A 26540-nucleotide genomic window follows, 5' to 3' on the forward strand; every position below is an offset into this window, starting at 1 on the left:
GGCATATGCCCGCCTTGTTATTTCCTCAATACCTTGGTTCAATAACGCCACATTCTTTCCTGTAAACATATTAAAAAGCAGAGGATATACCATGCGTGCTTTACCTCTCTGTTTGTCGGCACTTTTGCTGGCGGGTTGTTCCCTGACTCAACACACACAGCCAACACCCCCTGCGCCTGTTGTTAAAGAAGAACCAAAACCTGTCAAACCCAAGCCGGCACCAGTGCGCCCCGCTCCTGTAAAGCTCTATAAAGATGCAGAAGCTTTAGTTGGAACCCCGTTCCGTGATCTTGGCGAAGTCTCCGGCGAATCTTGCCAGAGTGCTCAAAATGATACGCCACCAAGCCTGGCTGCGGCACGGAAGAGAATGCTGACCCGCGCATCCTATATGAAAGCCAATGCCGTGTTGTTGCATCAGTGCCAGATTATCAGCGGCGTGCCTGGCTGTTTCCAGCAGGCAATTTGTCAGGGTTCTGCCCTGAACGTCACGTTTAAATGACCTCATTTTCTTTTGAGCAAATAGGGACCATTCACTCGCCCTATAAAGAGAAGTTTGCTGTTCCGCGCCAGCCCGGATTGATTCAGGACGGTGGCGGCGAATTACATCTGCATGCACCTTATAACCAGCCTGAAGCCGTCCGCGGGCTGGAAGAGTTCAGTCATTTATGGGTGATGTTTATTTTTCATCAGACGATGGAAGGCGGATGGCGTCCGACGGTCCGCCCGCCACGTTTGGGCGGTAACGCGCGTACCGGTGTATTCGCCACCCGTTCAACTTTCCGGCCGAACCCGCTCGGAATGTCTCTGATTGAACTGAAAGGGATCCGCTGTCAGGGCCAGGATGTCATTCTGCAGCTTGGCAGTCTGGATTTAGTAGACGGCACGCCTGTCGTGGACATCAAGCCTTACCTTCCCTTTGCAGAAAGCCATCCTGATGCACGCGCAGGTTTTGCCCAGCATGCCCCCGATGCCAATATGCCGGTCGAATTTTTACCTCAGGCAGAACAGCAAATTACCCAACATACGCATCAATACCCACATCTGCGTCGATTCATCACGCAGGTTTTAGGGCAAGATCCCCGCCCGGCTTATCGCAAGGGTGAAGCCGCAGAGCGCGATTATGCCGTTCGCTTGCTGGAGTTTAACGTCCGCTGGCGGGTCTCAGGCTCAGTGAATCAGGTATTGTCTCTCGACAAAAACTAAATTTCCTCTGCGTCTCTTTTGACAATAGCAACTCGCTGGTAAACTAAACCACTTTTCACGTTTTGGCTGCTCATGGCAGCCCGATTGCAATTTGCAGTGCTAACGGAACCAACAACATCATGCGTACTACTCAATATCTGCTCTCTACACTGAAAGAGACGCCAGCCGACGCAGAAGTTATCAGCCACCAGCTGATGCTGCGCGCGGGAATGATTCGTAAACTGGCCTCAGGCTTGTATACCTGGATGCCGACCGGCTTACGCGTTCTCAAGAAAGTTGAAAACATCGTACGCGAAGAAATGAACAACGCGAACGCCATTGAAGTGTCGATGCCGGTAGTTCAGCCCGCCGATTTATGGCAGGAGAGCGGACGTTGGGAACAATACGGTCCGGAGTTGTTGCGTTTTGTTGACCGTGGCGATCGTCCATTTGTTCTGGGCCCGACCCATGAAGAAGTCATCACTGATTTGATCCGTAATGAAGTCAGTTCGTACAAGCAATTGCCACTGAACTTCTTCCAGATCCAGACCAAATTCCGTGACGAAGTTCGTCCGCGCTTTGGTGTGATGCGTTCCCGTGAATTCCTGATGAAAGATGCCTACTCGTTCCACACAACACAGGAATCTTTGCAGGAAACTTACGATGCAATGTACGCAGCCTACAGCCAGATCTTCAACCGCATGGGCCTGGATTTCCGTGCCGTGATGGCGGATACCGGTTCTATCGGCGGCAGCGCATCTCATGAATTCCAGGTCCTGGCACAAAGCGGCGAAGATGATGTCGTGTTCTCGGACTCTTCGGATTTCGCGGCTAACATTGAGTTCGCTGAAGCGCTGGCTCCGGCGACTCCGCGCGCTGCAGCAACCGAAGCAATGCGTGTTGTTGAAACACCCAATGCCAAAACCATCGCTGAACTGACTGAACAGTTCCAGGTGCCGGTTGAGAAAACCGTGAAAACGCTGATGGTTCACGCAACAGCGGAAAGTGGCCATAAACTGGTGGCGCTGCTGGTTCGTGGTGATCATGAGCTGAACGAAATCAAAGCGGAAAAATTGCCACAAGTTGCTGTACCACTGACTTTCGCAACGGAAGCTGAAATTCGTGAAATCGTTGCTGCTGGTCCGGGTTCACTGGGTCCGGTGAACTTGCCGATGCCAGTTGTTGCTGACCGTTCCGTCGCCGCCATGAGCGATTTTAGCGCAGGTGCTAACATCGATGGTCAGCATTACTTTGGGATTAACTGGGATCGTGATGTTGCGCTGCCAGAAGTTGCCGATATCCGTAACGTCGTTGCTGGTGATCCAAGTCCGGATGGCCAGGGTACTTTAGTTATCAAACGCGGTATCGAAGTCGGTCATATCTTCCAGCTCGGAACTAAATATTCAGAAGCGATGAATGCGACCGTTCAGGGCGAAGATGGCCGTAATCAGGTAATGACCATGGGTTGTTACGGTATCGGCGTGACCCGCGTGGTCGCTGCGGCGATTGAACAGAACCATGATGACCGTGGCATTATCTGGCCGGATGCTATCGCTCCGTTCCAGGTCGCTATTTTGCCAATGAACATGCACAAATCCTTCCGCGTGAAAGATGCGGCAGAGGCGTTGTATAAAGAACTGCGTTCACACGGTATCGATGTGATCCTCGACGATCGTAAAGAACGTCCGGGCGTCATGTTTGCAGATATGGAACTGATCGGTGTGCCGCATCAGGTGGTGATTGGTGATCGTAATCTGGATGCAGAAGAGCTGGAATACAAAAACCGTCGCACCGGCGAAAAGCAGATGATCAAACAAAGCGATATCATTGAATATCTGCTGAGTCAGATCCCGCGTTAAGATCGGATAACAATTGTTTGCCATAAAAAATGCCCGCTTAAGCGGGCATTTTTATTGATGCTGTTGAGCCAGGCTTGCGTTATTAAAAAACGGTGTGCGCTATTAAGGGCAGGACTTCGTGGCGTCAAATTTGACATTTTTATCTGCCACGACAGCGTTCTGCATCTGCCCTTCTTCCATTGACGGTTCCGTCATGAAATGGCCATCCATAGAAAGGAAGACCAGCTGATTCGGTGCTTTGCGTGCCGTAAGGTAGCCTTCTTCCAGTGACTGGTTTGCCGACATCGGGAACACTTTACCGGTCACACAATCTTTAAACGAGGCAACGTCTGCGCTGTATTGCATCATTCCATTCATTGCCATCGGCGTCTGAGGCAAATGTTGCTGCACCGGCTTCAATGTATAGTTGAACTGAGAAGTTATAGGCTCACCGCTCATGTCCAGCATTTCCAGATTTTCATCTTTCGGATGGAAATAACGTTTATCACCCTTGTTGCCAGTCAGCACCAATTTGTCGGCAGTCCGTGCCCAACGTCCATAACTGGCAAATACCTGATCGCCCTCTTTGCTGCCCTGATATTTCTCCTGAAGAATGTAAGTACCATCCTGTTGCAGGAATAACGACGTCTTCAAACCACTGCAATCAGCACACGGCAATACGCCGCTGTAACTCTGCTGCATAGCCTGCAAAGGTTTTTCATGATTGAAGGCGGCAGTATGACAACCGAACAATGATAACGCCCCGAGCGCCAGCACTGCACTAATAATGATTTTTTTCACAGTTTCTCCCCTACTGCTTTTTCCTGGTGCTGCGATAAAAATTGTCCTGCAACACGAATTTAGGGCTAACGTATTTTGCCCCGTAATGCTTTCGTCGCACCCTTGCGAACCTTACTTTCTACCCGGCGAATTTTAGACCCGCGGGTTGGTTTCGTCGCACGACGCGTTTTTTCTACCACCATCGCCTGGGAAATCAATGCTCCCAGCCGGGTCAAAGCCGCTTCACGATTCATCTCCTGACTCCGGTATTCCTGAGCCTTGATAATGACCCAGCCGTCGGCAGTAACAGAATGATGATTAAACGCCAGTAACCGCTCTTTATAGTATTCTGGCAAACTCGACGCTTTAATATCAAAGCGCAAATGGATGGCCGTTGATGTTTTATTGACGTTCTGGCCGCCGTTACCCTGAGCGCGAATCGCGGTTAATTCGATTTCGCTGTCGGGTATTTCCAGTTTTCCGGAAAGAATTAACACACTGCTTACCTTGCTTCTTTAACAACAGACTCTTTCCATTCAGAAAAATGAATTTCTAAATTACTCTGAGCATCAGAAAGCCAAATAGTTCCGTCCTGCAAAGTCGCCTGTAAGTTCATGGTACGGTTGCCAAAAGCGGTCAACTGATTGAGCAACTCATCTTCTAAATAACGGATACGCAGGTTCTCAAAACCTCTGACTTTCCCCTCCATTTGTGACCACCAGACTTTTGCCGCACGCTCACCATACGCGTAAAGCACGACTTCGCGCGATTGGTTACAGGCTTTTTTCAGACGCTTCTCATCGGGTAGTCCTAATTCGACCCACAGTTCGATGCCATTGTGATCATTCTTACGCCAGATTTCGGGTTCGTCCTCTGCACTTAATCCGCGGGTAAAAGTCAGTCGTTCGTCAGCATGATAAATCCATGCCAGCAGGCGCAGCATCATGCGCTGTTCTGTTTCGGAAGGATGCTGTGCCAGAGTCAGGCTGGCGTCATGAAAGAAATTACGATCCATATCAGCGATGTTGACCGCTGCTTTATAAATGGTTGCTTTTAACGCCATGGTAAACCCCTTGATAATAGACGCACAGTGTACTTGAAAGCATCCTGCCGCGACCAGTTTTCCCCCGATGGTCATCCTCAATAATGGTTTTACACAAACGATTTACCTTTACAGGCCTGCTAATAACTCACACTCTCCTGTGCTATAGTCGGTAAATACTGAGAGCTTATCTTTCTGCGCTTTCCTCAGAGGGATACGCTTTTTAGGGAGAACTTATGCAACGATACTGTGAGTTGGTACGCCGTAAATATTCTGAAATCGCCAGCGGCGATCTCGGATATGTGCCCGATGCATTGGGCTGTGTATTGAAAGCATTGGACGAAGTCGCAGCGAATGCTGACCTTCCGTCTTCCGTTAGGGATCAGGCGGCCTACGCCGCCGCTAACTTATTGGTGAGCGATTATGTCGATGAATGATGAGTACCAACCCATCAATTGTGATGACTACGATAATCTTGAGCTCGCCTGCCAGCATCATCTGGTTTTGACGCTGAAGATGCGTAGCGGAGAAGTCGTTGAGGCAAAAGCCAACGATCTGTTAATGCGTAAAAAAGTGGAATATCTGGTGGTTGAGGTCAACGGCGAACAACGGGATCTTCGTCTGGATCACATTGAAAGCTTTAGCCATCCGGAAATTGGCACCGTTGTCGTCAGCGCTGAATAGCGATAACGATCGTCAATTTAACTCACGGGCAATCTCAGGATTGCCCGTTTGCATTTTACGATAAGCTTATTTTTGCAGCGGTGTCAGACTGGCGTAATAGGCCGACAAATCACTGATATCCTCATCAGATAATGACGAACTGAAAGCCTGCATCACACCCGCCTGCCCGCCACTTCTCTCACCTTTCTTATAAGCATGCAACGAAAGCGCCAGATAATCTTCATTTTGCCCTGCCAGATTAGGGTAAATCGAATTAACAGCTTTACCCGCTACACCGTGGCATGCCGCACAACTGGCTGATTTAGACTGCCCGTCAGTCACGTTTCCGCCTGCCAGGGCAGGTGAAGTGATTAACATTAACAGCGCGATTCCTGCCACCGTTCTTTCCCCGACTTGCATCACTATTCCCTCAGGCAAATGACCACAGCCCCAATAAAGTGCTCTTTTGTTTATTACGCAGCTGACCAGACGATCCGCCATAACGCTTCGTTATTTTCAGTAAGAGACTGGCGGGTAGTAAACCAACCCGGTGCAGCCATCAGTTGATCATTATAATAAATCAAAGGAATACGATCCCGCTCCCATGGCGGTACACCTAATTCAGACCACAATTTTTTTGCCTGACGGGCACGATCCCGCCCGACCTTTTCGATAATTCCCTGTACCTGAAATCGCACAGTGATCTTTTCATCAGCACGTGGCTGGCGGATCAAACAATCAGCCGTCTGCGCGGTAAGAACATGATCCGCTATCAGACAACCCAGACCGTCTGGCAGCACCAGTTTTTCGACCGGATCCCAACAGAGGATCTGATCTTTAAGAGGCTGGTGTTCCGGCAATACATACAGACGCTGACGGAAACGCCGGACCATCATTTTCCCCAGCACTAACTGCGCCTGCGCATCTTCGCGACTTAAAGCGACTTCGTCCCATATTCTCTGCAATTGCTCACGCGAAGGCATTCTTGCGCCACATGCTCCCAGCCAACGTCGTAATAACGCAGAGCGCCTCACCGCCGAGACATGTCTCAGCCCGTCTACCGACAAACTGCCTTGCTGGTCAGTGAGTGTTTTCAAAGATTCACTGAGTAATTCATCCAGCAATGCTTCCTGCTCTGCGCAAAGTAACGCGCTGCGGGCTGTAGCCTGAGCAAAGTGAGGCCAGCGGGCATAAAGATCAGGCAAAATATCCAGCCGCAAAAAGTTACGATCAAAGCGTGAATCCCGGTTGCTGTCGTCTTCGATCCAGGCAAGCTGATGCTGCGTGGCGTAAGCCTCAAGCTGGTTACGACTTAGATCAAGTAAAGGCCGTAACAAACGATATCCCTGAGCCGAACTGTCCGCGCTCATCGCCGAGAGACCAGCAGGCCCGCTCCCGCGTTTAAGCGCCAGCATAAAGGTTTCGCATTGGTCATTCAGGTGCTGTGCTGTCAGTAGCACTTCACCGGCCGTCAGGCTTTCAGAGAATGCCTGATAGCGTGCCGTTCGTGCCGCCGCTTCGATCCCACCATCCTGCGCATTGACCTGCACTTTAATCACGGAGAAAGGGATATCTCGCTGCAGACAAAATGTCTGGCAGTGCGCGACCCAGTCATCAGCAAACCGGCTTAATCCGTGATGGATATGCAATGCACGCAGCCTGATCTCCGGCAACGCTTTGTCGCGTAATTCTGCCAGGCCAGCGAGCAGCACGGAAGAATCCAGCCCGCCACTGAACGCCACGCAAAGTTTTCGTGCATCACCGATTTTATTGTGCAGGTGTTGTAAAAGAAATGTCGCCGGTTTTGAATTCATAAGATTATCAGGCTTCGTACAGTTCCAGCGGCAAGCCATCAGGATCGTTGAAGAAAGTGAATTTTTTACCGGTGTGAGGATCGGTTCTCACGGGCTCACAGATAATACCCGCTTCGGTAAGTGCGGAAACGGACTGGTCAATATTTTCAACGCTGAACGCCAGATGACGTAATCCGCATGCCTCAGGATGACTTGGCCGGGCGGGTGGATGCGGGAAGCTGAATAGCTCAATGGTGTATTGACCCTGGAGCGCAAGATCGGCTTTCCAGGAATCGCGTTCCTCACGGTAAAACTCACCCAGCAACGTGAACCCGAGAATGTCACAATAGAAGTGTTTGCTGGCCTGATAATCAGCGCCAATGATGGCGATGTGGTGGATCTGGCGAAGGTTAAGCATAGTCATGTCCTGTTGATTTATGATCTGCACGTTACTCAGCGCATCCGGACACGTCAATAAAAAGCCCTCCTGAAGAGGGCAGTTTGCTAGCTGGCTTCCGGAAGCTTTAAGACTTTGACCAGATATCGTCCGTCTTCTGTGAGCCGCGTTCCATGAATATCGGTTTCAAAGCCGGGATAACGCTCGCCTATCGAGCAAAGCATGATCAGGAAATCGAGCACGGCGCGGCTTTCTTCCGTGATCACCTCTCCCGGCATCACCACCGGTACTCCCGGCGGATAAGGCAGGATCATGTTTGCTGATACTTTGCCGACCAGTTCGTCAATGTCGCATTCATCAACATGGCCACGAACCTGATGCTGGAACATTTCGTAGGGCGTCATTTTCATTTCCGGCAGCACATCAAACGCCTCCAGCATTAAGCGTGGCAAATCGTGACGAACAATCAGTTTATGGATCCCTTGCGCCAGATCCTGAATACGCATATTGCGATAAAAATCAGGATCTTCCGCATATAAATCCGGCAGCATATTTTTAATGCGCAGGTTAAGATCATAACTGCGCTTAAAATCCGTCAGGCCGCGCATCAGACTCATAGATTTGGTTTTATCAATGCCGATACTGAACAGGAAAAGCAGATTGTACGGGCCTGTTTTTTCAACAACTACCCCACGTTCATCCAGGAATTTAGCTACCAGCGCCGCCGGGATCCCCTCCTCTTCCAGCTTACCTGTTTCATCCATGCCTGGTGTCAGGATCGTCACTTTGATCGGATCCAGAAACATATGATCGGCATCTGCGTGCGCAAAACCATGCCAGTTCTGATCAGGATTCAATGGCCAGCACTCGGCCTCATCAATATGCTCAGGCTGCCAGATATCAAAGAACCAACCCTCAGTTTCTTCGCGTAACCGCTGGATCTCTTTACGGAAATGTAGTGCACGTTCAACCGAACGGTTAATGAGACGTCGTCCTGGATTACCACGCAACATCGCGGCGGCCGTTTCTGCGGAAGCCACAATACCGTAATTAGGCGATGTTGTAGTGTGCATCATATAAGCTTCATTAAAGGTACTTTCATTGTAATCGCCCTTAATGTGAATCATTGAGGCCTGCGAGAAAGCTGCCAGTAGTTTGTGCGTTGATTGTGTTTCGTAAATGACTTTCCCCGGAATGCGCTCGCCGCTCATTCCGCTTTTACCGTCATAAATCGGATGAAAATTAGTGTATGGCACCCATGCGGAATCGAAATGAATCGACGGAACATCCAGTGTGCTTTTGATGTAATCTGTGTTGTACAGCAAGCCGTCGTAGGTAGAGTTAGTGATCACGGCGTGGACAGGCCAGGTAGCGCCCGCGGTCTGCGCAATTTTCTCTTCGATACTTTCGCGGGTGAATTCACGCTTAGGAATTCCGCCAAGAATGCCATACGCGTTGCGATTGGGCCGCAAATAAACCGGTACGATATTGGTCATCATCATCAGATGGGCGAGCGATTTATGACAGTTGCGGTCAATCAGTACCGTACTGCCCGCCGGTGCCGCATACATTCCGACGATTTTATTGGCTGTTGAAGTGCCATTAGTAACGATATAACTTTGCTCGGCACCGAAAGTGCGGGCGATATATTCCTCCGCCTCGAGATGCGGCCCCGTGTGGTCAAGCAGGGAGCCAAGCTCCGTCACAGAAATCGACACATCGGCTTTCAGTGTTTTGGCCCCGAAGAAATCATAGAACAACGTTCCGACAGGGCTTTTTAAAAACGCTGTACCGGCCATATGGCCGGGCGTACAAAAAGTATATTTCCCTTCTTCAACATATGTAAATAGCGCTTTAGTCAGCGGTGGCGTAATGGTATCGATGTATTCATCAGTGTACTGGCGGATGCGTTTGGCAATATCCTCAGCCGCACTCAGGGCATATTCAAAGAAATAGAGCACCATACGCATTTCATTAACGTCCACATCAAGCGTTGAATGCGTATTGATGAAAGCGTACAGCGGCAGATATTCATTCAGCTCATTAATGGCTGTACACAGCTCTTCACTGTGCTGATCCCAGTCAAAAATTGCGCCGCAAATACGGGCATTATTTTCGATGAGTTTGAGCAGATCTGCGCGGTCACGTGGATAAATGACCTGAAAACCAAGAAGCGTCAGCGCACTATCCAGTTCACGGATCGGCTCGTCTTTGTAGTAAGCCCCTTCCGGGCGCATGATAGCGATAATATTCATCTGACAAATCCTTCTGTTGTTTATTCTCTCAGGTAATTATAGAAACACGGTTAGTACCTGCTGTGTACCCTTTACCGATGCGTTTACAGTGAATGGAGGAATATTTAAGAATGCTGGAAAGATCCAGCGATGAAAACGGACAATAAAAAAGGCCACGCTTTGCGTGGCCTTTTGAAATAACGAACAAGATCAGCAGTAGCCGTAAGTCATCAGACGCTGATAACGACGGTTACGCAGTTCTTCTGTACTCAGAACATCAAGATCACTGAGGTCAGCTTCCAGCTGTGCACGCAGGGAAGCCGCCATTGCTTCTACGTTACGGTGAGCGCCGCCCAATGGTTCAGGGATAACGGAGTCGATCAGTTTCAGTTCTTTCAGACGCGGTGCAATGATGCCCATCGCTTCCGCAGCAAGAGGGGCTTTATCCGCGCTCTTCCACAGAATTGACGCACAACCTTCCGGTGAGATAACCGAATAGGTGCTGTATTGCAGCATGTTAACTTTATCGCCCACGCCGATAGCCAGTGCGCCACCGGAACCGCCCTCACCAATAACGGTACAGATAACCGGGACGTTCAGACGAGACATTTCGCGCAGGTTACGGGCGATCGCTTCAGACTGACCACGTTCTTCAGCACCCACGCCCGGATATGCACCCGGCGTGTCGATAAAGGTGATAATTGGCAGTTTGAAACGCTCAGCCATTTCCATCAGACGTAACGCTTTGCGATACCCCTCGGGAGCGGGCATACCGAAGTTACGACGAATTTTCTCTTTCGTTTCACGGCCTTTCTGATGACCAATGATCATCACAGCACGTTCACCCAAACGGGCGATACCGCCAACGATAGCTTTATCGTCTGCGAATGCACGATCACCCGCCAGTTCATCAAAATCAGTGAAGATATGTTTGATGTAATCGAGCGTATAAGGGCGACGAGGATGGCGTGCCAGTTGGGCAATTTGCCAGGCACCCAGATCAGAGAAAATCTTACGAGTCAGTTCAACGCTTTTCTCGCGCAAGCGTGCAACTTCTTCGTCCAGATTAATATCTAATTTTTCGTCTTGACGGCTGACTGCAGTCAGCGAGTCAATTTTCGCTTCCAGTTCCGCAATCGGCTGTTCAAAATCAAGAAAATTCAGACTCATAGCATTCCTATTTTAGTCAAATTCCAGTTCCACCTGCTCTGTACCGACCAGGCCTCGCAAATCCAGCAATAGTTTGTCCGTTGGCGTAACACGCCATGACGCCCCGAATCGTAGCCGGGCTCTTGCGTTTTCTCGTTGGTAATACAGATGCACTGGTATCGTCCCCGATCGATGAGGTTCCAACGATTGGCGGAGACGGTTCAAAAGCTGGTCATCAATTTGCCTGTCAGTCAGCGAGATAGCAAGACCGCGAGCATATTTTTCCCGTGCTTCACTGATGTCCATTATATCGCGGGCCATCATTTTAAGCCCGCCACTGAAGTCATCAAAGCTGACCTGTCCTGTGGCGATAAGGATACGGTCTTTTTCCAATAAATGCTGGAATTTTTCCAATGCTTCAGTGAACAACATGACTTCAAGACGACCGGAACGGTCGTCAAGTGTACAGATCCCAATACGGTTACCCCGTTTGGTGACCATCACGCGTGCAGCAAGGACAAGCCCGACCGCGACGGTCATTTTGCCCCGTTCCGTCGGGTGCATATCTTTCAAACGCTGGCCACCGCCATAACGTTCAATTTCTTTCAAATATTGGGTAATAGGATGGCCGGTCAGATACAGACCGAGCGTCTCACGTTCGCCATCCAGAACCGTTTGTTCCGGCCATGGCATTACATTCGCGTAAGATTTCTCAACCTGCTCAGGTGCTTCTGCCAGCACACCAAACATATCAACCTGACCAATTGCCTCAGCTTTAGCATGTTGATCTGCGGCTTTCAGTGCGTCGCTTAAGGAACTCATCAGCGCGGCACGATGGGGTCCCAGACGGTCAAACGCCCCGGACATAATCAGCTTTTCGAGGATACGTTTATTAAGCTTTTTGACGTCAGCACGCGCGCAAAGATCAAACAGTTCTTTGAAATAGCCACCTTCGTTACGCGCTTCAATAATGGCTTCAATCGGGCCTTCACCCACGCCTTTAATCGCGCCGATGCCGTAAACAATTTCGCCTTCATCGTTGACGTGGAAATGATAAAGGCCGCTGTTGATATCAGGCGGCAAAATTTTCAGCCCCATACGCCAGCATTCATCCACCAGTCCGACCACCTTTTCGGTGTTATCCATATCAGCCGTCATTACCGCTGCCATGAATTCCGCCGGATAGTGCGCTTTCAGCCACAGCGTCTGATACGACACTAAAGCATAAGCCGCTGAGTGAGATTTGTTAAAACCGTAACCGGCAAATTTCTCTACCAGATCGAAGATTTTAATCGCCAGTTCGCCGTCAATACCGCGAGATTTGGCCCCTTCTTCAAAGCCACCACGCTGTTTGGCCATCTCCACCGGGTTTTTCTTACCCATCGCACGGCGGAGCATGTCCGCGCCACCCAGTGAGTAACCGGCCAGAACCTGCGCAATCTGCATAACCTGTTCCTGATACAGGATAATGCCGTAGGTCGGCTCCAGCACAGGTTTCAGCGATTCATGCTGCCACTGGATATCCGGGTAGGAAATCTCTTCGCGACCGTGTTTGCGGTCAATAAAGTTATCCACCATGCCGGACTGCAACGGGCCCGGGCGGAACAGCGCCACCAGTGCGATCATATCTTCAAAGCTGTCAGGCTTCAGACGTTTGATCAAATCCTTCATACCACGTGATTCAAGCTGGAATACCGCCGTGGTTTCCGAGCGTTGCAGCATGTCGAAGCTTTTTTTGTCATCCAGCGGGATGGCCGCAATGTCCAGCGGTGCCTCACCGGCTTTCGCCCGGCGGGCGTTGATCATCTCCAGTGCCCAGTCGATGATGGTCAGCGTGCGCAGGCCGAGGAAGTCGAATTTCACCAGTCCTGCGTATTCCACGTCATTTTTATCGAACTGCGTGACCGGATGGTTACCTTCGGCATCGCAATACAGTGGCGCAAAGTCGGTAATTTTGGTGGGCGCAATCACCACACCACCGGCATGTTTACCGGCGTTACGGGTGACACCTTCAAGCTGACGCGCCATGTCGATAAGCGACTTAACTTCTTCGTCAGCTTCGTAGATCTCTGGTAATTGCGGCTCAGCGGCAAATGCTTTTTCAAGCGTCATCCCAGGATCAGGGGGCACCAGTTTGGAAATGCGGTCAACGAAACCATAAGGATGACCCAGAACCCGGCCCACATCGCGGATTACCGCTTTGGCCGCCATCGTACCGAAAGTGATGATCTGCGAGACCGCTTCGCGGCCATACATTTCTGACACGTGATCGATGACACGGTCGCGTTTTTCCATGCAGAAGTCGACGTCAAAGTCGGGCATGGAAACACGTTCAGGATTAAGGAAACGTTCGAACAGCAGGTCAAACTCGAGCGGATCCAGATCGGTGATTTTCAGGGCATACGCCACGAGAGAACCTGCACCGGAACCGCGCCCCGGCCCGACAGGCACGCTGTTGTCTTTCGACCACTGGATGAATTCCATTACGATCAGGAAGTAACCGGGGAAACCCATCTGGTTAATAACTTTAAGTTCGATGTCCAGACGCTCGTCATATTCAGGGCGTCTTTGTGCGCGCACTTGCGGATCCGGGAATAAAAACTCAAGGCGTTCTTCCAGTCCGATTTTTGATTTTTCGACCAGAAAATCTTCGGTGGTCATATCACCGGTCGGGAACTGCGGCAGAAAATACTCACCCAGACGGATGGTCACATTACAACGTTTGGCGATTTCCACACTGTTTTGCAGCGCTTCAGGCACATCCTCAAACAACTCGCACATCTCATCTTCACTGCGCATATATTGCTGAGATGTGTAATTTCGCGGACGTTTAGGATCATCGAGCGTAAAGCCATCGTGGATCGCGACACGAATCTCATGAGCATCAAAATCACCCGGCACCATAAAGCGTACATCGTTGGTTGCCACTACTGGCAAACCACGTTCGGTCGCCAGGGCGACTGCCGCATGCAGATAGTTTTCTTCGTCTGCACGGCCGGTGCGGATCAATTCGAGATAATAGCGATCGGGGAAATACTGCTGATAGAAATCCAGGCACTGGCTGACTTGCAGATCATTTCCGCGGGTCAGAAACTTACCGACATCACCCATTCTCGCGCCGGAGAGCAGGATGAGACCTTCATTCAGTTCTGCCAGCCATTCGAGATCAACGATCGGGCCGGCGGCGCCGTAACCGCGCTGATACGCTCTGGAAATTAATAACGTCAGGTTCTGGTAGCCCTGATTATTCATCGCCAGAACCGTCAGCTGTGCCAGTTCATCACCCAGGATTTCGCTTTGGACATTCACATCTGCACCGATAATCGGTTTTATGCCCGCGCCGTGTGCCGCGCCGTAAAACTTAACCAGTCCGCACAAGTTAGTGAAATCGGTAATCGCCAGAGCAGGCATGCCGAGTGACGCTGCGCATTTCACCAGCGGGCCTACCTTCGCAAGCCCATCCACCATGGAATAGTCGCTATGTACACGCAGATGAATAAAACGAGGTTCGGCCATATCCAGAGTCCAGAAATGAGTGAATTAAGGGTTTGTGTGCCTGTCTTTTTTAGCAATAAAAACGGGCAGGGACAAATGATACGTTATGCCAGCCCGAGCGCGCGTTTCACCGGAGAGAAACTTCGGCGGTGGTGTGTAGTGGCTCCAAGACGGGCAAGACTTTCAAGGTGCACCGGCGTCGGATAGCCTTTGTGCTTCGCAAAACCATATTCGGGGAACTGAAGATCCAGTTCAACCATTTCACGGTCGCGGGTGACTTTAGCCAGAATAGAAGCGGCGCTGATTTCAGCGACTTTACTGTCCCCTTTTACTACCGCCTGGGAGGCCATCGGAAGTGCAGGACAACGGTTACCATCAATCAGCACCATATCAGGCGTAATGCATAAACCGGCAACAGCTCTTTGCATGGCCAGCATGGTGGCATGCAAAATATTCAGTTCATCAATTTCATGCGGCTCAGCGCGCCCGAGACTCCAGGCCAGTGCTTTCTCTTTGATTTCGATATATAACGCCTCGCGGCGTTTTTCGGAGAGTTTTTTTGAATCTGCCAGCCCGGTAATCGGATTCGCGGGATCAAGAATCACGGCAGCGGTGACAACGGCACCGACTAACGGGCCGCGCCCTACTTCATCCACGCCGGCGATACAAACGGCTTGTGGATAGATAAATACATCGTTCATCGGTTTGCCAGCTCCATGACAGCCTGAGCAGCCTGTTCATCTGCGTCACGACGAATACTTTCATGTAATTCAAGGAATGTCTCACGCAGTGCCTGACTTTTCTCCCCCCCTGCCAGTAACGGCAGCAAGGCGGCGGAAAGCTTGTCCGGCACACATTCAGTTTGCAGTAATTCGGTGACAATTTCCCGTCGTGCCAGCAAGTTTGGCAACGAAACATAGGGCGTTTTCACCAGACGCTCAGCCAGCCAGAAAGTGAAAGGCTTCATACGGTAACCCACCACCATCGGACATTTGGCCAGCATACATTCAAGCGCTGCTGTTCCTGATGCCAGCAAAGCAGCATCACTGGCAATCATCGCTTCCCGACCTTTGCCATCCAGTAAATGCGCAGGTAAGTCAGGCGCAATCTCAGCCTTAATTCGCTCAAACTGCCCGCGACGTTTGGCATTGACCAACGGCACTACGATGTGTAAATCAGGATATGTTTGCCGCAGCTGTAAGGCTGTTTTCAGAAAATCCGCGCTGAGCATTTCTACTTCTGCATGGCGGCTTCCCGGCAATAACGCCAGACAGTGTACATCCTCTGGAATACCGAGTGACAAACGTGCAGCCTGTTTGTCCGGATGCAACGGCATTGCATCGGCCATCGTATGACCAATGAAACGACAAGGAACATTGAATTTGTCATAAAACGCTTTTTCAAAAGGCAGAAATGCCAAAACCAGATCAGTGGCTTTCCCGATTTTGAAAACGCGCTTTTGGCGCCAGGCCCAGACAGACGGGCTGACATAATGAATAGTGCGGATACCGCGCTGCTTCAAACGACCTTCCAGCGTGATGTTGAAATCCGGGGCATCGATGCCCACAAATACATCAGGCTTCAGCTCGCTAAAGCGTTTGGTCAGATCTTTGCGGATTTTCAACAGACGTGGCAGTCGTTCAAGAACTTCCACCACGCCCATCACCGCCAGTTCTTCCATTTCGTACCAGGCTTCGCATCCTTCCGCCTGCATCAGCGGACCCGCGACCCCAACAAAACGGGCATCAGGATGATGCTTCTTCAAGGCTCGAATCAGCCCGGCGCCAAGAATATCACCGGACGTTTCACCGGCCACCAGGCCAATTGTCAGAACAGGCTTTTGCATTGTTTTCCGTAGCGCAGATCAGCGAATAATGCCACGCGTTGAACGCGCAAAGAAGTCACTGAATGGTTTAGCTTTCGGGAATTCAGCCGCGATAGCAGCGATTTCCGGTTGTGCTTCTTCCAGTGTTTTACCACTGCGATACAGTAACTTATAAGCATTACGGATAGCATGCAGATCGGCTTTTTCGAAACCACGGCGCTTAAGCCCTTCGATATTGATGCCGAAAGGTGTCGCATGGTTACCTTGCGCAATGACAAACGGAGGAACGTCCTGAGCCACCCCGGAACATCCCCCAACCATCACATGCTCACCGATAATACAGAACTGATGTACCGCCGTCATACCGCCAATGATCGCAAAATCATCCACCTCAACGTGACCACCCAGGGTCGCGTTGTTCGCCAAAATACAGCGATTTCCAATGACACAATCATGGGCAATATGTGCGTTAACCATCAACAGGTTATCACTGCCCACTTTTGTCAGACCACCGCCCTGAACAGTACCACGATGAATGGTAACGCTCTCACGAATATTGTTGCGATCGCCAACTTCAACGCGTGTTGGTTCACCGGCATATTTCAGATCCTGGTTAATTTCACCAATAGAAACAAACTGAAAAATGCGGTTATCGCGACCAATTTTGGTCACGCCATTAAGAACTACGTGTGATTTAAGCTCGGTACCTTCACCAATTTCTACCTGAGACCCCACGTAGCAGAAAGGACCGATATGAACTCCGGCACCAATAATGGCACCGTCTTCAACAATAGCGCTTGGATGAATAAAGGCGGTATTATCAATCATGTATTAAGACTCCCGGCGACGGGCGCACATCATTGATGCCTCGCAAGCGATCTCACCATCGACTTTCGCGACACCTTTGAAACGAGCAACGCCACGACGCTCTTTAATGAATTCAACTTCCAGAACCATCTGGTCACCCGGCAAGACCGGACGTTTAAAGCGTGCATCGTCGATTGCTGCAAAATAATACAGTTCGCCAGGCTCCAGTTTCCCCACGCTTTTAAACGCCAGAATGCCAGTAGCCTGAGCCATCGCTTCCAGAATTAAAACGCCAGGGAAAATCGGTTTGCCTGGAAAGTGGCCCTGGAAGAACGGTTCATTAAAAGAAACGTTTTTCACAGCGCGCAAAAATTTCCCTTTTTCAAAATCCAACACGCGATCAACCAGCAAGAACGGGTAACGGTGTGGCAGTAAATCCAGTATCTCTTCAATACGCAGAGTATGAGTGTCAGTAGTCAAAATACTCTTCCTGTCTATAAAAACTGATGGCATCAATAACACGGCCTGCCAGACCCTAAAAGAAGGTCATCAGGCAGGCCGCAAATAGGAACGTATGTCGCAGGTTCACTCAACGAAGGGAACACAAAGCAGCACCGTAGGTGGTAATTAATCTTTTTCGATTTTACGCTCGACAGCTTTCAGGCGCTTATTCATCTCGTCGATATTCATTACCAATGCAGCCGTCTTACGCCAAACTTTATTCGGCTGTAATGGGATACCGGAGGAGTATACCCCAGGTTCAGTGATTGGTCGCATTACCATTCCCATTCCCGTCACTACAGCCTGATCACAAATCTCCATGTGACCATTGATAACACTGGCTCCGCCGATCTGGCAGTAGCGCCCAATTTTCAGGCTACCGGCCATAATAACACCGCCAGCAACTGCCGTATTGTCTCCAATCACGACGTTGTGTGCAATCTGACATTGGTTATCAATGATAACGCCATTGCTAATGATGGTGTCGTCGAGTGCACCACGGTCAATCGTGGTACAGGCACCGATTTCAACGCGGTCACCGATAATGACAGTCCCCAGCTGTGGAATTTTGACCCAGTTGCCACGATCGTTGGCATAACCAAAACCATCAGCACCGATCACGGTACCTGACTGAATCAGACACTGCTCACCGATTTCAACGCGGTGATAAATAGAAACATTGGCCCACAACCGTGTGCCTGCGCCGATTTTTGCCTCTTTACCGATAAAGCAACCTGCACCGATGACAACGTTGTCACCCAATGCAACGCCTGATTCGATGACTGCATTTGCGCCAACCGAGACATTCTTACCTAGTGTTGCACTGTCTGAAATCACCGCACTCGCTGCGATATCCTGTGCCGGTGCTGGCGTGGTATCCAGCAATTGCGCCATCCGGGCGTACGTCAGGTAAGGGTTTTTAACCACTAATGCCGCTGTCGGGCAAAATGGCAGATCCGCTTCGGTCAACACTACGGCACCTGCATTGCAGGAAGCCAACTGTTCACGGTAACGGCTGTTTGATAAAAACGTGATTTGCTCAGAGTGTGCGGAATGCATTGAAGCAACGCCGGTGATGGCAATTTCGCCATCACCGTGCAATTGTGCATCCAACTGCTGTGCGAGATCAGCCAGTCGAATTGAAGACATGTTTATTTAACCTGTTTCAGCACATCAGCAGTAATGTCTTTGCTATTGTCAGCATATGCAATGGCATTAGCATCGATAACAACGTCATAACCTTCTTTACTTGCTACAGTTTTCACAGCGTCCTGAATACGGCTCAGAATTTTGTTACGTTCTTCGCCCTGACGACGACGGTTGTCTTGATCGAATTGCTGCGCTTTAGCAGAGAACGCTTCACGCTGAGCCATCACGTCTTTTTCAAGTTTAGAACGTTCACTGGCTTTCATTGTAGAGCCATCACGTTGCAGACGTTGCATTTTGGTTTGCAGATCACGTTCCTGAGATTGCAAATCTGTCGCACGGCTTTTGAACTCGTTTTCCAGTTGCTTTGCTACAGCTTCACGCGCAGGCATTTGTTGGAAAATACTTGCTACGTTAACGATAGCAATTTTATCAGCAGCCTGAACGCTAGCTGAAGAAGCCATAACTAAACCGAGGCCTGCGGCATATAACCACTTTTTCACTATAAACTCCTTCCATCACCCGTTGTGCCATGTGGCACATTAAATTACACAAAACACCTGATACGAAAACAATACACGGGCCGAAACCCGTGTATGAGATTTTTCATCAGGCCATTGCGATTCCGCTGAACAACTTCTGCCCTGACAGAACGTTACCAGGTTTTACCAATGTTAAACTGGAACTGTTCTGCCTTATCGCCTTCATATTTCTTGACCGGTTGTGCGTAGGAGAACACCAATGGTCCAAGTGGAGACATCCACTGCAACGCAAGACCTGAAGAAACACGAATATTACCTGGTTTACTGTAATCAGGAACACCAGCTGCCAATGTCTGCGGCGTATTTTCCCAACCTGTATCCCACACAGTACCGCTGTCCACGAACAGGGAAGTACGCAATGAGTTAGCGTATTTCTCACTAACAAATGGAGTAGGAACAATCAATTCCGCACTCAATACTGCCATTGCGTTACCGCCAACTGCGTCGTTTGAATTATCAATCGGACAGCCACTGTAAGACGTATTAGCCGTAGTACACTTGTAATATGCCGCTTTAGGACCAATGGTATTCGATTGGAAACCACGAACACTGCTTGAACCGCCAGCATAGAAGTTGTCGTAGAACGGAACTTCTTTACCCCCAAGACCATCTGCGTAACCTGCACGCGCACGGCCCATCAGCACCCAATCACGGTCCTGATTCAGTGGCATATAACTGGTTGAATCAAATGTAATTTTGTAGTATTCGTTATCAGAACCAGGGACAGTCACTTTACCGTTCAGGCTGGCTTTCGTCCCGGATGTCGGGAAGTAGCCGCGGTCGAGATTGTTATAACCCCAGCCGAGATTGGCAAAGAAGTCATTCGCACTGAAGTCAGCATCCGCATTGTCACTGGTGGTCACCGGCGGTTTTAGCCCGACAGAGTTCAGATAACGGAACATGGCGATCTGTGGCTCCATATTGGACAGATCGTTATGGACGTAATCTATCCCTAACCGCAATGAGTTGTTCTCATTGATTGGGAAACCAAGATTACCGCCAATACCGTAACTTCTGTTGGTATAGCTGGAGAGGTCTGCATCATCTGCTTTAAAGTCGTTATAGAAGATGCGGCCGCCCAGACTTACACCATCGACCGTGAAGTAAGGGTCAGTGATAGTGAATTCTGCATATGTCTGGTAGTCATTTTTAGTCCCGCTGATGCCAACGGAATTACCTGTACCCAGCCAGTTATCCTGCTGGACGCCTACCTGGAAGCTGACACCACTCTCAGTACCGTAACCCACACCAAAGTTAAAGCTACCCGTGTTACGTTCTTTCACTTTGTAGACGACATCAACCTGATCAGGGGAACCTGGAACACGCTGTGTATCTACATCCACGGTTTCGAAGTAGCCCAGACGGTTCAGACGCTCTTTACCTTTATCGACCAGATCGTTGCCCAACCAGGCTCCTTCCATCTGACGCATTTCACGGCGAAGTACGCTGTCCTTACTGGTGTCATTGCCTTCAAACCGGATATGACGAACGTAGAAACGGTTTCCCGCATCAACGTTGATATGCAGTTTGACGGTTTTGTCTGCATCATTAATTTCTGGCTGAGTCGTCACACGAGGATAAGCATAGCCATAACGACCCAGCATCTGCTTAATGTCGTTTTCCATTTTGGTGACTTTGGCGCCGTTATACAACTCGCCCTTATCAATTTTAGTCAGGCTTTGAACTTCTGCCGAGTGACCAGCCATGCTGCCCGTTACTTCAACGCCAGAAAGTTTGTATTGCTCACCTTCTGTAATGTTGAGCGTAATATAGATGCCTTTTTTGTCCGGCGTCAGGCTGACCTGAGTCGAATCAATGTTGAAACGGGCATAACCGCGATCCAGATAAAAACTGCGCAAGGTTTCAAGGTCACCCGCGAGTTTTTGTTTCTGATATTTACGGTCACCGACTACGTTCCACCATGGCACTTCATCACGCAGTTGGAAGCGTGAAATCAAATCATCGGTTGTGAAGGCATGGTTACCCACAATGTTGATCTGCTGAATTTTCGCAGAAACACCTTCGGTGAAGACCAGCTTCAGATCAACACGGTTACGTGGCAATGGGGTCACAACCGCTTTTACCGATGCACTGTATTTACCGACGCTGTAATAGAAGTCTTCGAGACCTTTCTCGATGCTACCGATGGTTGTACGGTCAAGAGCTTCGCCAACACGGACGCCAGAGGCCTCCAGGTTTTGCTTGAGCATGTCATCTTTCACCGATTTGTTACCGGAGAAAGTAATGCTGGCAATGGTTGGACGTTCTTTGACCTGAACAATCAGAGAATTACCATCGCGCAGGACACGAACGTCCTCAAAGTTGCCAGTGGCAAACAAAGCACGGATGGTATTACTGATATCATCGTCAGTCACCGTATCACCGACGCGAACCGGCATATTGAGTAACGCCGCACCGACGGCAACTCGCTGCAGGCCTTCGAAATGAATATCTTTCACTACGAAACCGTCTGCACCGTATACGGTGGCGCTGCCAAACAGCAGCGACGCTATGAGCAACTTTTTGATCGCCATCGTTGTTATGCGTTCTTCCTAACCTAATCTCCGGTCTTAAAGACGGGAGAAATCATTGAAAAGTGCAAGCCCCATCAACAACACCAGCAAAACTGAACCAATGCGGTAACTGAAGTCCTGAACTCGCTCGGAAACTGGCCCACCCTTAAGCTTTTCTATTGCGAGAAACAGCAGGTGTCCACCATCTAATACCGGTAATGGGAAGAGGTTGATGATCCCCAGATTGACGCTAATGAGCGCCAAAAACGTGAGATAAGACACCAAACCATATTCAGCTGACATTCCTGCGCCCTGTGCGATGGAGATTGGGCCACTCAGATTGTTCAGCTTCACATCTCCGGTAATTAACTTACCCAGCATGCTCACAGTGAGTTTCATCAGTTGCCAGGTTTTATCCCCGGCTTCATAAAACGCCACAAACGGACCATACTGACGGATTGTTTTATACTCATCAGGCAGCGGTATCACCTTCGGTACCACACCAGCAAAACCCTGTATTTTGCCTTTGCCTGCGGACTTCGTGTCCGGCGTCAGTGTTAACGTGACAGGATTTCCTGCCCTTTCAACCTCCAGCGCGATGGGTTTACCCGGATTGTCCCTTACCTGGATGACAAAAGACTGCCAACTTTCCAGAATCTGACCATCGACTTTAACGATCCTGTCCCCGGCTTGCAAACCCGCCTTTTGAGCGGCTGAATCTGGCTGCACCTCCTGCAGAACAGATTCTATCTGCGGCCCTCTCGGAATCATACCCAGAGATACCACGGGATCCTGCTTTTCAGGATCAAAGTGCCATTGACGCAGATCCAGGGTTTTCTCAACGACCTGGGACGAGCCAAATTGCGCCACGCCAACCGTCGTTTGATCATCACCAATTTCGCCCATTAACGCCATGCGAACTGAATCCCAATCAGGCGTTTCGATACCAGCAACAGATTTTAGTTCCATTCCGGGCGAAATATTGGATTGTGCGGCAACTGAATTGACAGTGACATTTGCCACGACAGGACGCACGCTCGGCACGCCGATGACGAAAACCAGCCAGTAAGCAAAAACCGCAAAAATGAAATTAGCGACAGGTCCGGCACTGATGATAGCAGCACGTTGCCAGATTTTTTTGTTATTGAAAGATTGGTGACGAAATTCAGGCGCGACTGCCTCGACACGCTCGTCGAGCATCTTAACGTAGCCCCCGAGCGGAATGATGGCCAGAACATACTCGGTCCCCTGACGGTCAGTACGGCGCCATAGCGCACGTCCAAACCCGACAGAAAAACGTTCAACACGGACACCACAACGACGAGCAACCCAGAAGTGGCCGAACTCGTGCACGGTGATAAGCACCCCCAATGCGACGATAAAGGCGGCCAGGCTCCAGAGTATGTTCATCATATGTCTAACTATTCCTTAGAAAACTTCTACCGTCATGGACGGATTAATACACTAACAGCATCAGACAGGCGAATACAGGGACTGCAGCCGTCAGGCTGTCGATACGGTCCAGTATACCGCCATGACCCGGGATCATATGACCACTGTCTTTGATACCTGCCTCGCGTTTGAACATACTTTCCGTCAGGTCGCCCAGCACAGACGCCAGTGCAGCCACAACGGAACAAATTAATAAGGTTGAAGGTACCACATCAAGAGGCGCATAGCGGCCAAATAGCCAGGCTATCAGGGCTGAAGTCAGAAGACCGCCAGTAAACCCTTCCCAGGTTTTTCCCGGGGATACTTTAGGAGCAAGCTTATGCTTACCCAGTAATTTACCAAACAGGTAAGCACCGGAGTCTGCCCCCCAGACCAGTAGCATCACATATAACAACCACCATGCGCCAGTATGATGATTTTCCGCATAACCGTATTGGCGCAGTGCGACCATCCCCCAAAAGAAAGGCACAATGGTCAGTATGCCAAAGACCAAGCGCAGCATACGAGAGTGGCGCCAGAAGGCTGCCGAAGCCGGATACCCAACCACCAGCACCAGGGCCAGACACCACCAGGCAAGCGCTGCCCATAAGGAGCCTGCGACTTGCAACAAATGCACGCTTTGCTGGTAAGCCGGAATGCTCAGCATCATCGCCGCCAGCAGAAAACCACATAATATAGCCAGCCATATGCGCTGATTACGGCTTGCAAAACCGGCCAGTTGTCCCCACTCCCACGCAGCCAACATGCACACAACTAACGTCACGATGGCAAAACCGACAGGCGGTAACAAAAAGAGTGCTGCAATAACAATCGGTATTAAAATCAGAGCTGTGATAATGCGATACTTCAGCAAATGTTCTCCCTAGGACGCATCAGCGCCGATAGGTGTAGTCCCTCCGAAGCGGCGCTCACGATGGGCAAAAGCCGTCAGCGCACCTTCAAAGGTATTTTCATCAAAATCAGGCCAGAGGACATCGGTAAAATAGAGCTCCGCGTAAGCAATTTGCCACAGCAAAAAGTTACTGATCCTATGTTCCCCACCGGTTCTGATCACCAAATCGACAGGTGCCAGTTCACTCATACAGACCGCTGAATTCAGCAATTCTTCGGTAATCTGTTCTGCCCGCAGTGTGCCCGCTTCAACCTGACCCGCCAGCGTTTTAACGCCTTGAATAATATCCCATCGGCCACCATAGTTCGCAGCAATGTTCAGGGTAAGTCCGTCGTTATTTTGAGTAAGTGTTTCTGAACGACGAATGCGTTCCTGCAGACGAGCACTAAAGCGACTGACATCGCCAATGACCCGAAGCCTGACATTATGTTTATGCAGGCTTTTAATTTCACTGTCTAATGCACGGACAAACAACTCCATCAATGCAGAGACTTCCTGAGCCGGACGATTCCAGTTTTCACTGCTAAAGGCATAAAGCGTGAGTGCATCGAGATGATGACTGGCAGCAAAACTCACCGCTTTGCGCACCGACTTCACTCCCGCTTTATGACCGAACACCCTCATTTTACCCTGACGTTTTGCCCAGCGTCCGTTACCGTCCATGATAATGGCAACATGGCGAGGCTGAGCGCAATACATATCAGACATCTGTTGATTTTCGAGGGACATAACGCGTACTCATTTCCTTTTATCAGAACACAACGGTTTTCTGGCTGGCATAACATTCTTCTGGCTGACGCCCGCTGGCGGCCTACCTTTCTGTCGCTGATGCGACTACACGCGCAAAAAAGCCGTGTCTCCCTTGCAGGCACGGCTTACACAGACAGATCACCGATTCCACCTTTAACATTCAGGCTCTGAAAAGCCAAATCTACTGTCAGTGTGGCGCAGACTATACCATTTCAATGTGATGCTAACAAACTGCTGCATAAGTACAAAAATAGCCTTAGAGCGCAAATCTATGAAGTTTCTCACACGCACTGGCTCTCGCCTGTGCGTCGATCTCCAACACTTCCTCAACAGAATCAGGTTCAGCACTCACTATCTGCTCCATCACCTGTCGATTCAGGAAAGCAATGTCGGTAAAACGAATCTTGCCATTGAGGAACGCAGCCACTGAAATTTCATTTGCGGCATTCAGTGCCGTCGTTGCTGCCTGACCGGTGTTGCTGGCTTCAATAGCGAGTTGCAAACAAGGATAACGGATGTAATCCGGTGCACTGAAAGTCATCGCACCCATATTACAAAAATCCAGCGCTTCGACTTCGGTTGTGACTCTGTGCGGATACGCCATCGCATGCGCAATCGGGGTGCGCATATCCGGTGAGCCCAACTGAGCCAGCACGCTACCATCGCAATAACGCACCATGGAATGGATCACAGATTGCGGATGAATAATCACTTCCATTTCAGCCGCAGAGGCATTAAATAACCAGCGGGCTTCAATATATTCCAGCCCTTTGTTCATCATGGTGGCTGAGTCGACGGAAATTTTACGTCCCATAGACCAGTTAGGATGTGCACAAGCCTGATCAGGTGTGACATCACGGAATTTATCCAACGGCAATTCGCGGAACGGGCCACCGGATCCGGTTAAAATAATGCGAGAGATCCCATGGTTTTCGAGGGAAGCATATCCCAGTTGTTTCTGAACAGATTCAGGCAAACTCTGGAAAATCGCGTTGTGCTCACTGTCGATAGGCAATAGCTGAGACTGACTCTGGCGGACTGCGTCCATAAAAATGCGCCCGCAGGTCACCAGCGATTCTTTATTCGCCAGAAGTACCTGTTTACCTGCGCGCACAGCGGCGAGTGTCGGTAACAAGCCCGCTGCACCCACTATAGCCGACAGCACCTGATCCACATCATCAAGAGCAGCCAGTTCAGCCGCAGCATCAGAGCCAGAAAGCACCTCAGTACGGCTTGCGTGTTCTGCCAGAATGGCTCTCAGCGCGCGGGCAGACGGTTCATCCGCCATCGAAGCGTATTCAGGGTGAAACTCGAGACACTGCTGCGCCATAACGTCAACATTACGCCCTGCAACCAGTGCTTTAACGGAAAAATCGTCAGGATTAGACCGGACAACGGAAAGCGTGCTGGTGCCGACAGACCCTGTCGAACCAAGAATAGTCATTTTTTTCATGAAAATGCCCGGAATAGCGCTCGTAAATTTGGAAAGTGCACAGTCTGAAACCTCTTATCTGGCTTGTCTATGAGATTGTGCGAACC

The 26540-nt window shown here is 50.0% G+C and carries 25 protein-coding genes; 5 read left to right on the forward strand and 20 right to left on the reverse strand.

All coding sequences use genetic code 11. The features are described from left to right. Positions 1 to 91: 91 nt before the first annotated feature. The 3 genes from rcsF (at position 92) to proS (ending at position 3041) form a co-directional block, all read left to right on the forward strand. The gene (gene rcsF, locus J1785_RS18960; protein WP_129954999.1) at positions 92 to 499 is read left to right on the forward strand and encodes an Rcs stress response system protein RcsF; all 408 of its coding nucleotides are present in this window, start codon (positions 92 to 94) and stop codon (positions 497 to 499) included. After that, the gene (tsaA, locus tag J1785_RS18965; protein ID WP_129954998.1) at positions 496 to 1203 is read left to right on the forward strand and encodes a tRNA (N6-threonylcarbamoyladenosine(37)-N6)-methyltransferase TrmO; all 708 of its coding nucleotides are present in this window, start codon (positions 496 to 498) and stop codon (positions 1201 to 1203) included. Before rcsF ends, tsaA begins: the two co-directional genes overlap by 4 nt. A gap of 119 nt (positions 1204 to 1322) precedes the next feature. Next, on the forward strand, positions 1323 to 3041 hold the full coding sequence (proS, locus tag J1785_RS18970; RefSeq protein WP_129992067.1) for a proline--tRNA ligase: 1719 nt from the start codon (positions 1323 to 1325) through the stop codon (positions 3039 to 3041). Between the two features lie 102 nt (positions 3042 to 3143). Here the strand turns inward: proS and nlpE are convergent, their stop codons facing one another. The 3 genes from nlpE to J1785_RS18985 form a co-directional block, all read right to left on the reverse strand. Next, positions 3144 to 3821: an envelope stress response activation lipoprotein NlpE gene (gene nlpE / locus J1785_RS18975; RefSeq protein WP_217220214.1), complete on the reverse strand. Its 678-nt coding sequence runs from the start codon at positions 3819 to 3821 to the stop codon at positions 3144 to 3146. Positions 3822 to 3886: 65 nt separating this feature from the next. Next, on the reverse strand, positions 3887 to 4297 hold the full coding sequence (arfB, locus tag J1785_RS18980) for an alternative ribosome rescue aminoacyl-tRNA hydrolase ArfB (protein WP_129954995.1): 411 nt from the start codon (positions 4295 to 4297) through the stop codon (positions 3887 to 3889). Positions 4298 to 4302: 5 nt separating this feature from the next. Further along, entirely contained in the window at positions 4303 to 4863 is a 561-nt protein-coding gene (locus tag J1785_RS18985; protein WP_129992065.1) for a YaeQ family protein, read from the reverse strand. Positions 4864 to 5078: 215 nt separating this feature from the next. Here J1785_RS18985 and J1785_RS18990 point away from each other — a divergent pair, with 215 nt between their 5' ends. Together J1785_RS18990 and rof are read left to right on the forward strand one after the other, a co-directional pair. Next, positions 5079 to 5279 carry a YaeP family protein gene (locus J1785_RS18990; RefSeq protein ID WP_129954993.1) on the forward strand — a complete coding sequence of 67 codons (201 nt, stop codon included), beginning with the start codon at positions 5079 to 5081 and terminating at the stop codon, positions 5277 to 5279. Next, positions 5266 to 5526 carry a Rho-binding antiterminator gene (gene rof / locus J1785_RS18995; protein WP_129992064.1) on the forward strand — a complete coding sequence of 87 codons (261 nt, stop codon included), beginning with the start codon at positions 5266 to 5268 and terminating at the stop codon, positions 5524 to 5526. The genes J1785_RS18990 and rof overlap by 14 nt, the downstream gene beginning before the upstream one ends. A gap of 66 nt (positions 5527 to 5592) precedes the next feature. Here the strand turns inward: rof and J1785_RS19000 are convergent, their stop codons facing one another. The 17 genes from J1785_RS19000 to ispC all read right to left on the reverse strand — a co-directional run bounded on the left by J1785_RS19000 (position 5593) and on the right by ispC (position 26454). Next, positions 5593 to 5883, reverse strand: coding sequence for a c-type cytochrome (locus tag J1785_RS19000; protein WP_238483281.1), 291 nt, complete (start codon positions 5881 to 5883; stop codon positions 5593 to 5595). Between the two features lie 95 nt (positions 5884 to 5978). Continuing rightward, on the reverse strand, positions 5979 to 7319 hold the full coding sequence (tilS, locus tag J1785_RS19005; protein ID WP_217220215.1) for a tRNA lysidine(34) synthetase TilS: 1341 nt from the start codon (positions 7317 to 7319) through the stop codon (positions 5979 to 5981). Between the two features lie 7 nt (positions 7320 to 7326). Continuing rightward, entirely contained in the window at positions 7327 to 7716 is a 390-nt protein-coding gene (locus tag J1785_RS19010) for a VOC family protein (protein ID WP_217220216.1), read from the reverse strand. 86 nt (positions 7717 to 7802) lie between these two features. Further along, positions 7803 to 9950 (reverse strand): lysine decarboxylase LdcC, encoded by a 2148-nt coding sequence (locus J1785_RS19015; RefSeq protein ID WP_129954988.1) that lies wholly within the window; start codon positions 9948 to 9950, stop codon positions 7803 to 7805. A gap of 189 nt (positions 9951 to 10139) precedes the next feature. Further along, on the reverse strand, positions 10140 to 11099 hold the full coding sequence (accA, locus tag J1785_RS19020) for an acetyl-CoA carboxylase carboxyl transferase subunit alpha (RefSeq protein ID WP_013574209.1): 960 nt from the start codon (positions 11097 to 11099) through the stop codon (positions 10140 to 10142). Positions 11100 to 11111: 12 nt separating this feature from the next. Next, entirely contained in the window at positions 11112 to 14594 is a 3483-nt protein-coding gene (gene dnaE / locus J1785_RS19025; RefSeq protein WP_217156945.1) for a DNA polymerase III subunit alpha, read from the reverse strand. A gap of 83 nt (positions 14595 to 14677) precedes the next feature. Then, a complete protein-coding gene (rnhB, locus tag J1785_RS19030) occupies positions 14678 to 15274 on the reverse strand; it encodes a ribonuclease HII (RefSeq protein ID WP_129954986.1) in 597 nt (198 codons plus the stop codon). Next, a complete protein-coding gene (lpxB, locus tag J1785_RS19035; protein ID WP_129992062.1) occupies positions 15271 to 16419 on the reverse strand; it encodes a lipid-A-disaccharide synthase in 1149 nt (382 codons plus the stop codon). The genes rnhB and lpxB overlap by 4 nt, the downstream gene beginning before the upstream one ends. A gap of 18 nt (positions 16420 to 16437) precedes the next feature. Next, a complete protein-coding gene (gene lpxA, locus J1785_RS19040; protein ID WP_129954984.1) occupies positions 16438 to 17226 on the reverse strand; it encodes an acyl-ACP--UDP-N-acetylglucosamine O-acyltransferase in 789 nt (262 codons plus the stop codon). A gap of 3 nt (positions 17227 to 17229) precedes the next feature. Continuing rightward, the gene (gene fabZ / locus J1785_RS19045; RefSeq protein WP_095923207.1) at positions 17230 to 17685 is read right to left on the reverse strand and encodes a 3-hydroxyacyl-ACP dehydratase FabZ; all 456 of its coding nucleotides are present in this window, start codon (positions 17683 to 17685) and stop codon (positions 17230 to 17232) included. 147 nt (positions 17686 to 17832) lie between these two features. After that, positions 17833 to 18855, reverse strand: a complete 1023-nt coding sequence (gene lpxD, locus J1785_RS19050; protein ID WP_217137769.1) for a UDP-3-O-(3-hydroxymyristoyl)glucosamine N-acyltransferase — start codon at positions 18853 to 18855, stop codon at positions 17833 to 17835. Positions 18856 to 18857: 2 nt separating this feature from the next. Then, positions 18858 to 19355: a molecular chaperone Skp gene (skp, locus tag J1785_RS19055; protein WP_129954982.1), complete on the reverse strand. Its 498-nt coding sequence runs from the start codon at positions 19353 to 19355 to the stop codon at positions 18858 to 18860. Between the two features lie 152 nt (positions 19356 to 19507). Next, positions 19508 to 21928: an outer membrane protein assembly factor BamA gene (gene bamA / locus J1785_RS19060; protein WP_129954981.1), complete on the reverse strand. Its 2421-nt coding sequence runs from the start codon at positions 21926 to 21928 to the stop codon at positions 19508 to 19510. 36 nt (positions 21929 to 21964) lie between these two features. After that, positions 21965 to 23320: a sigma E protease regulator RseP gene (rseP, locus tag J1785_RS19065; protein ID WP_129954980.1), complete on the reverse strand. Its 1356-nt coding sequence runs from the start codon at positions 23318 to 23320 to the stop codon at positions 21965 to 21967. Between the two features lie 43 nt (positions 23321 to 23363). Next, positions 23364 to 24212: a phosphatidate cytidylyltransferase gene (cdsA, locus tag J1785_RS19070; protein WP_217220217.1), complete on the reverse strand. Its 849-nt coding sequence runs from the start codon at positions 24210 to 24212 to the stop codon at positions 23364 to 23366. Between the two features lie 9 nt (positions 24213 to 24221). Then, a complete protein-coding gene (gene ispU / locus J1785_RS19075) occupies positions 24222 to 24980 on the reverse strand; it encodes a (2E,6E)-farnesyl-diphosphate-specific ditrans,polycis-undecaprenyl-diphosphate synthase (protein WP_129954978.1) in 759 nt (252 codons plus the stop codon). Positions 24981 to 25257: 277 nt separating this feature from the next. Then, positions 25258 to 26454: a 1-deoxy-D-xylulose-5-phosphate reductoisomerase gene (gene ispC / locus J1785_RS19080; RefSeq protein WP_217137770.1), complete on the reverse strand. Its 1197-nt coding sequence runs from the start codon at positions 26452 to 26454 to the stop codon at positions 25258 to 25260. Positions 26455 to 26540: the final 86 nt, after the last annotated feature.

The sequence above is a fragment of the Rahnella perminowiae genome, from assembly GCF_019049755.1.
Taxonomy (GTDB): Bacteria; Pseudomonadota; Gammaproteobacteria; order Enterobacterales; family Enterobacteriaceae; genus Rahnella; species Rahnella perminowiae.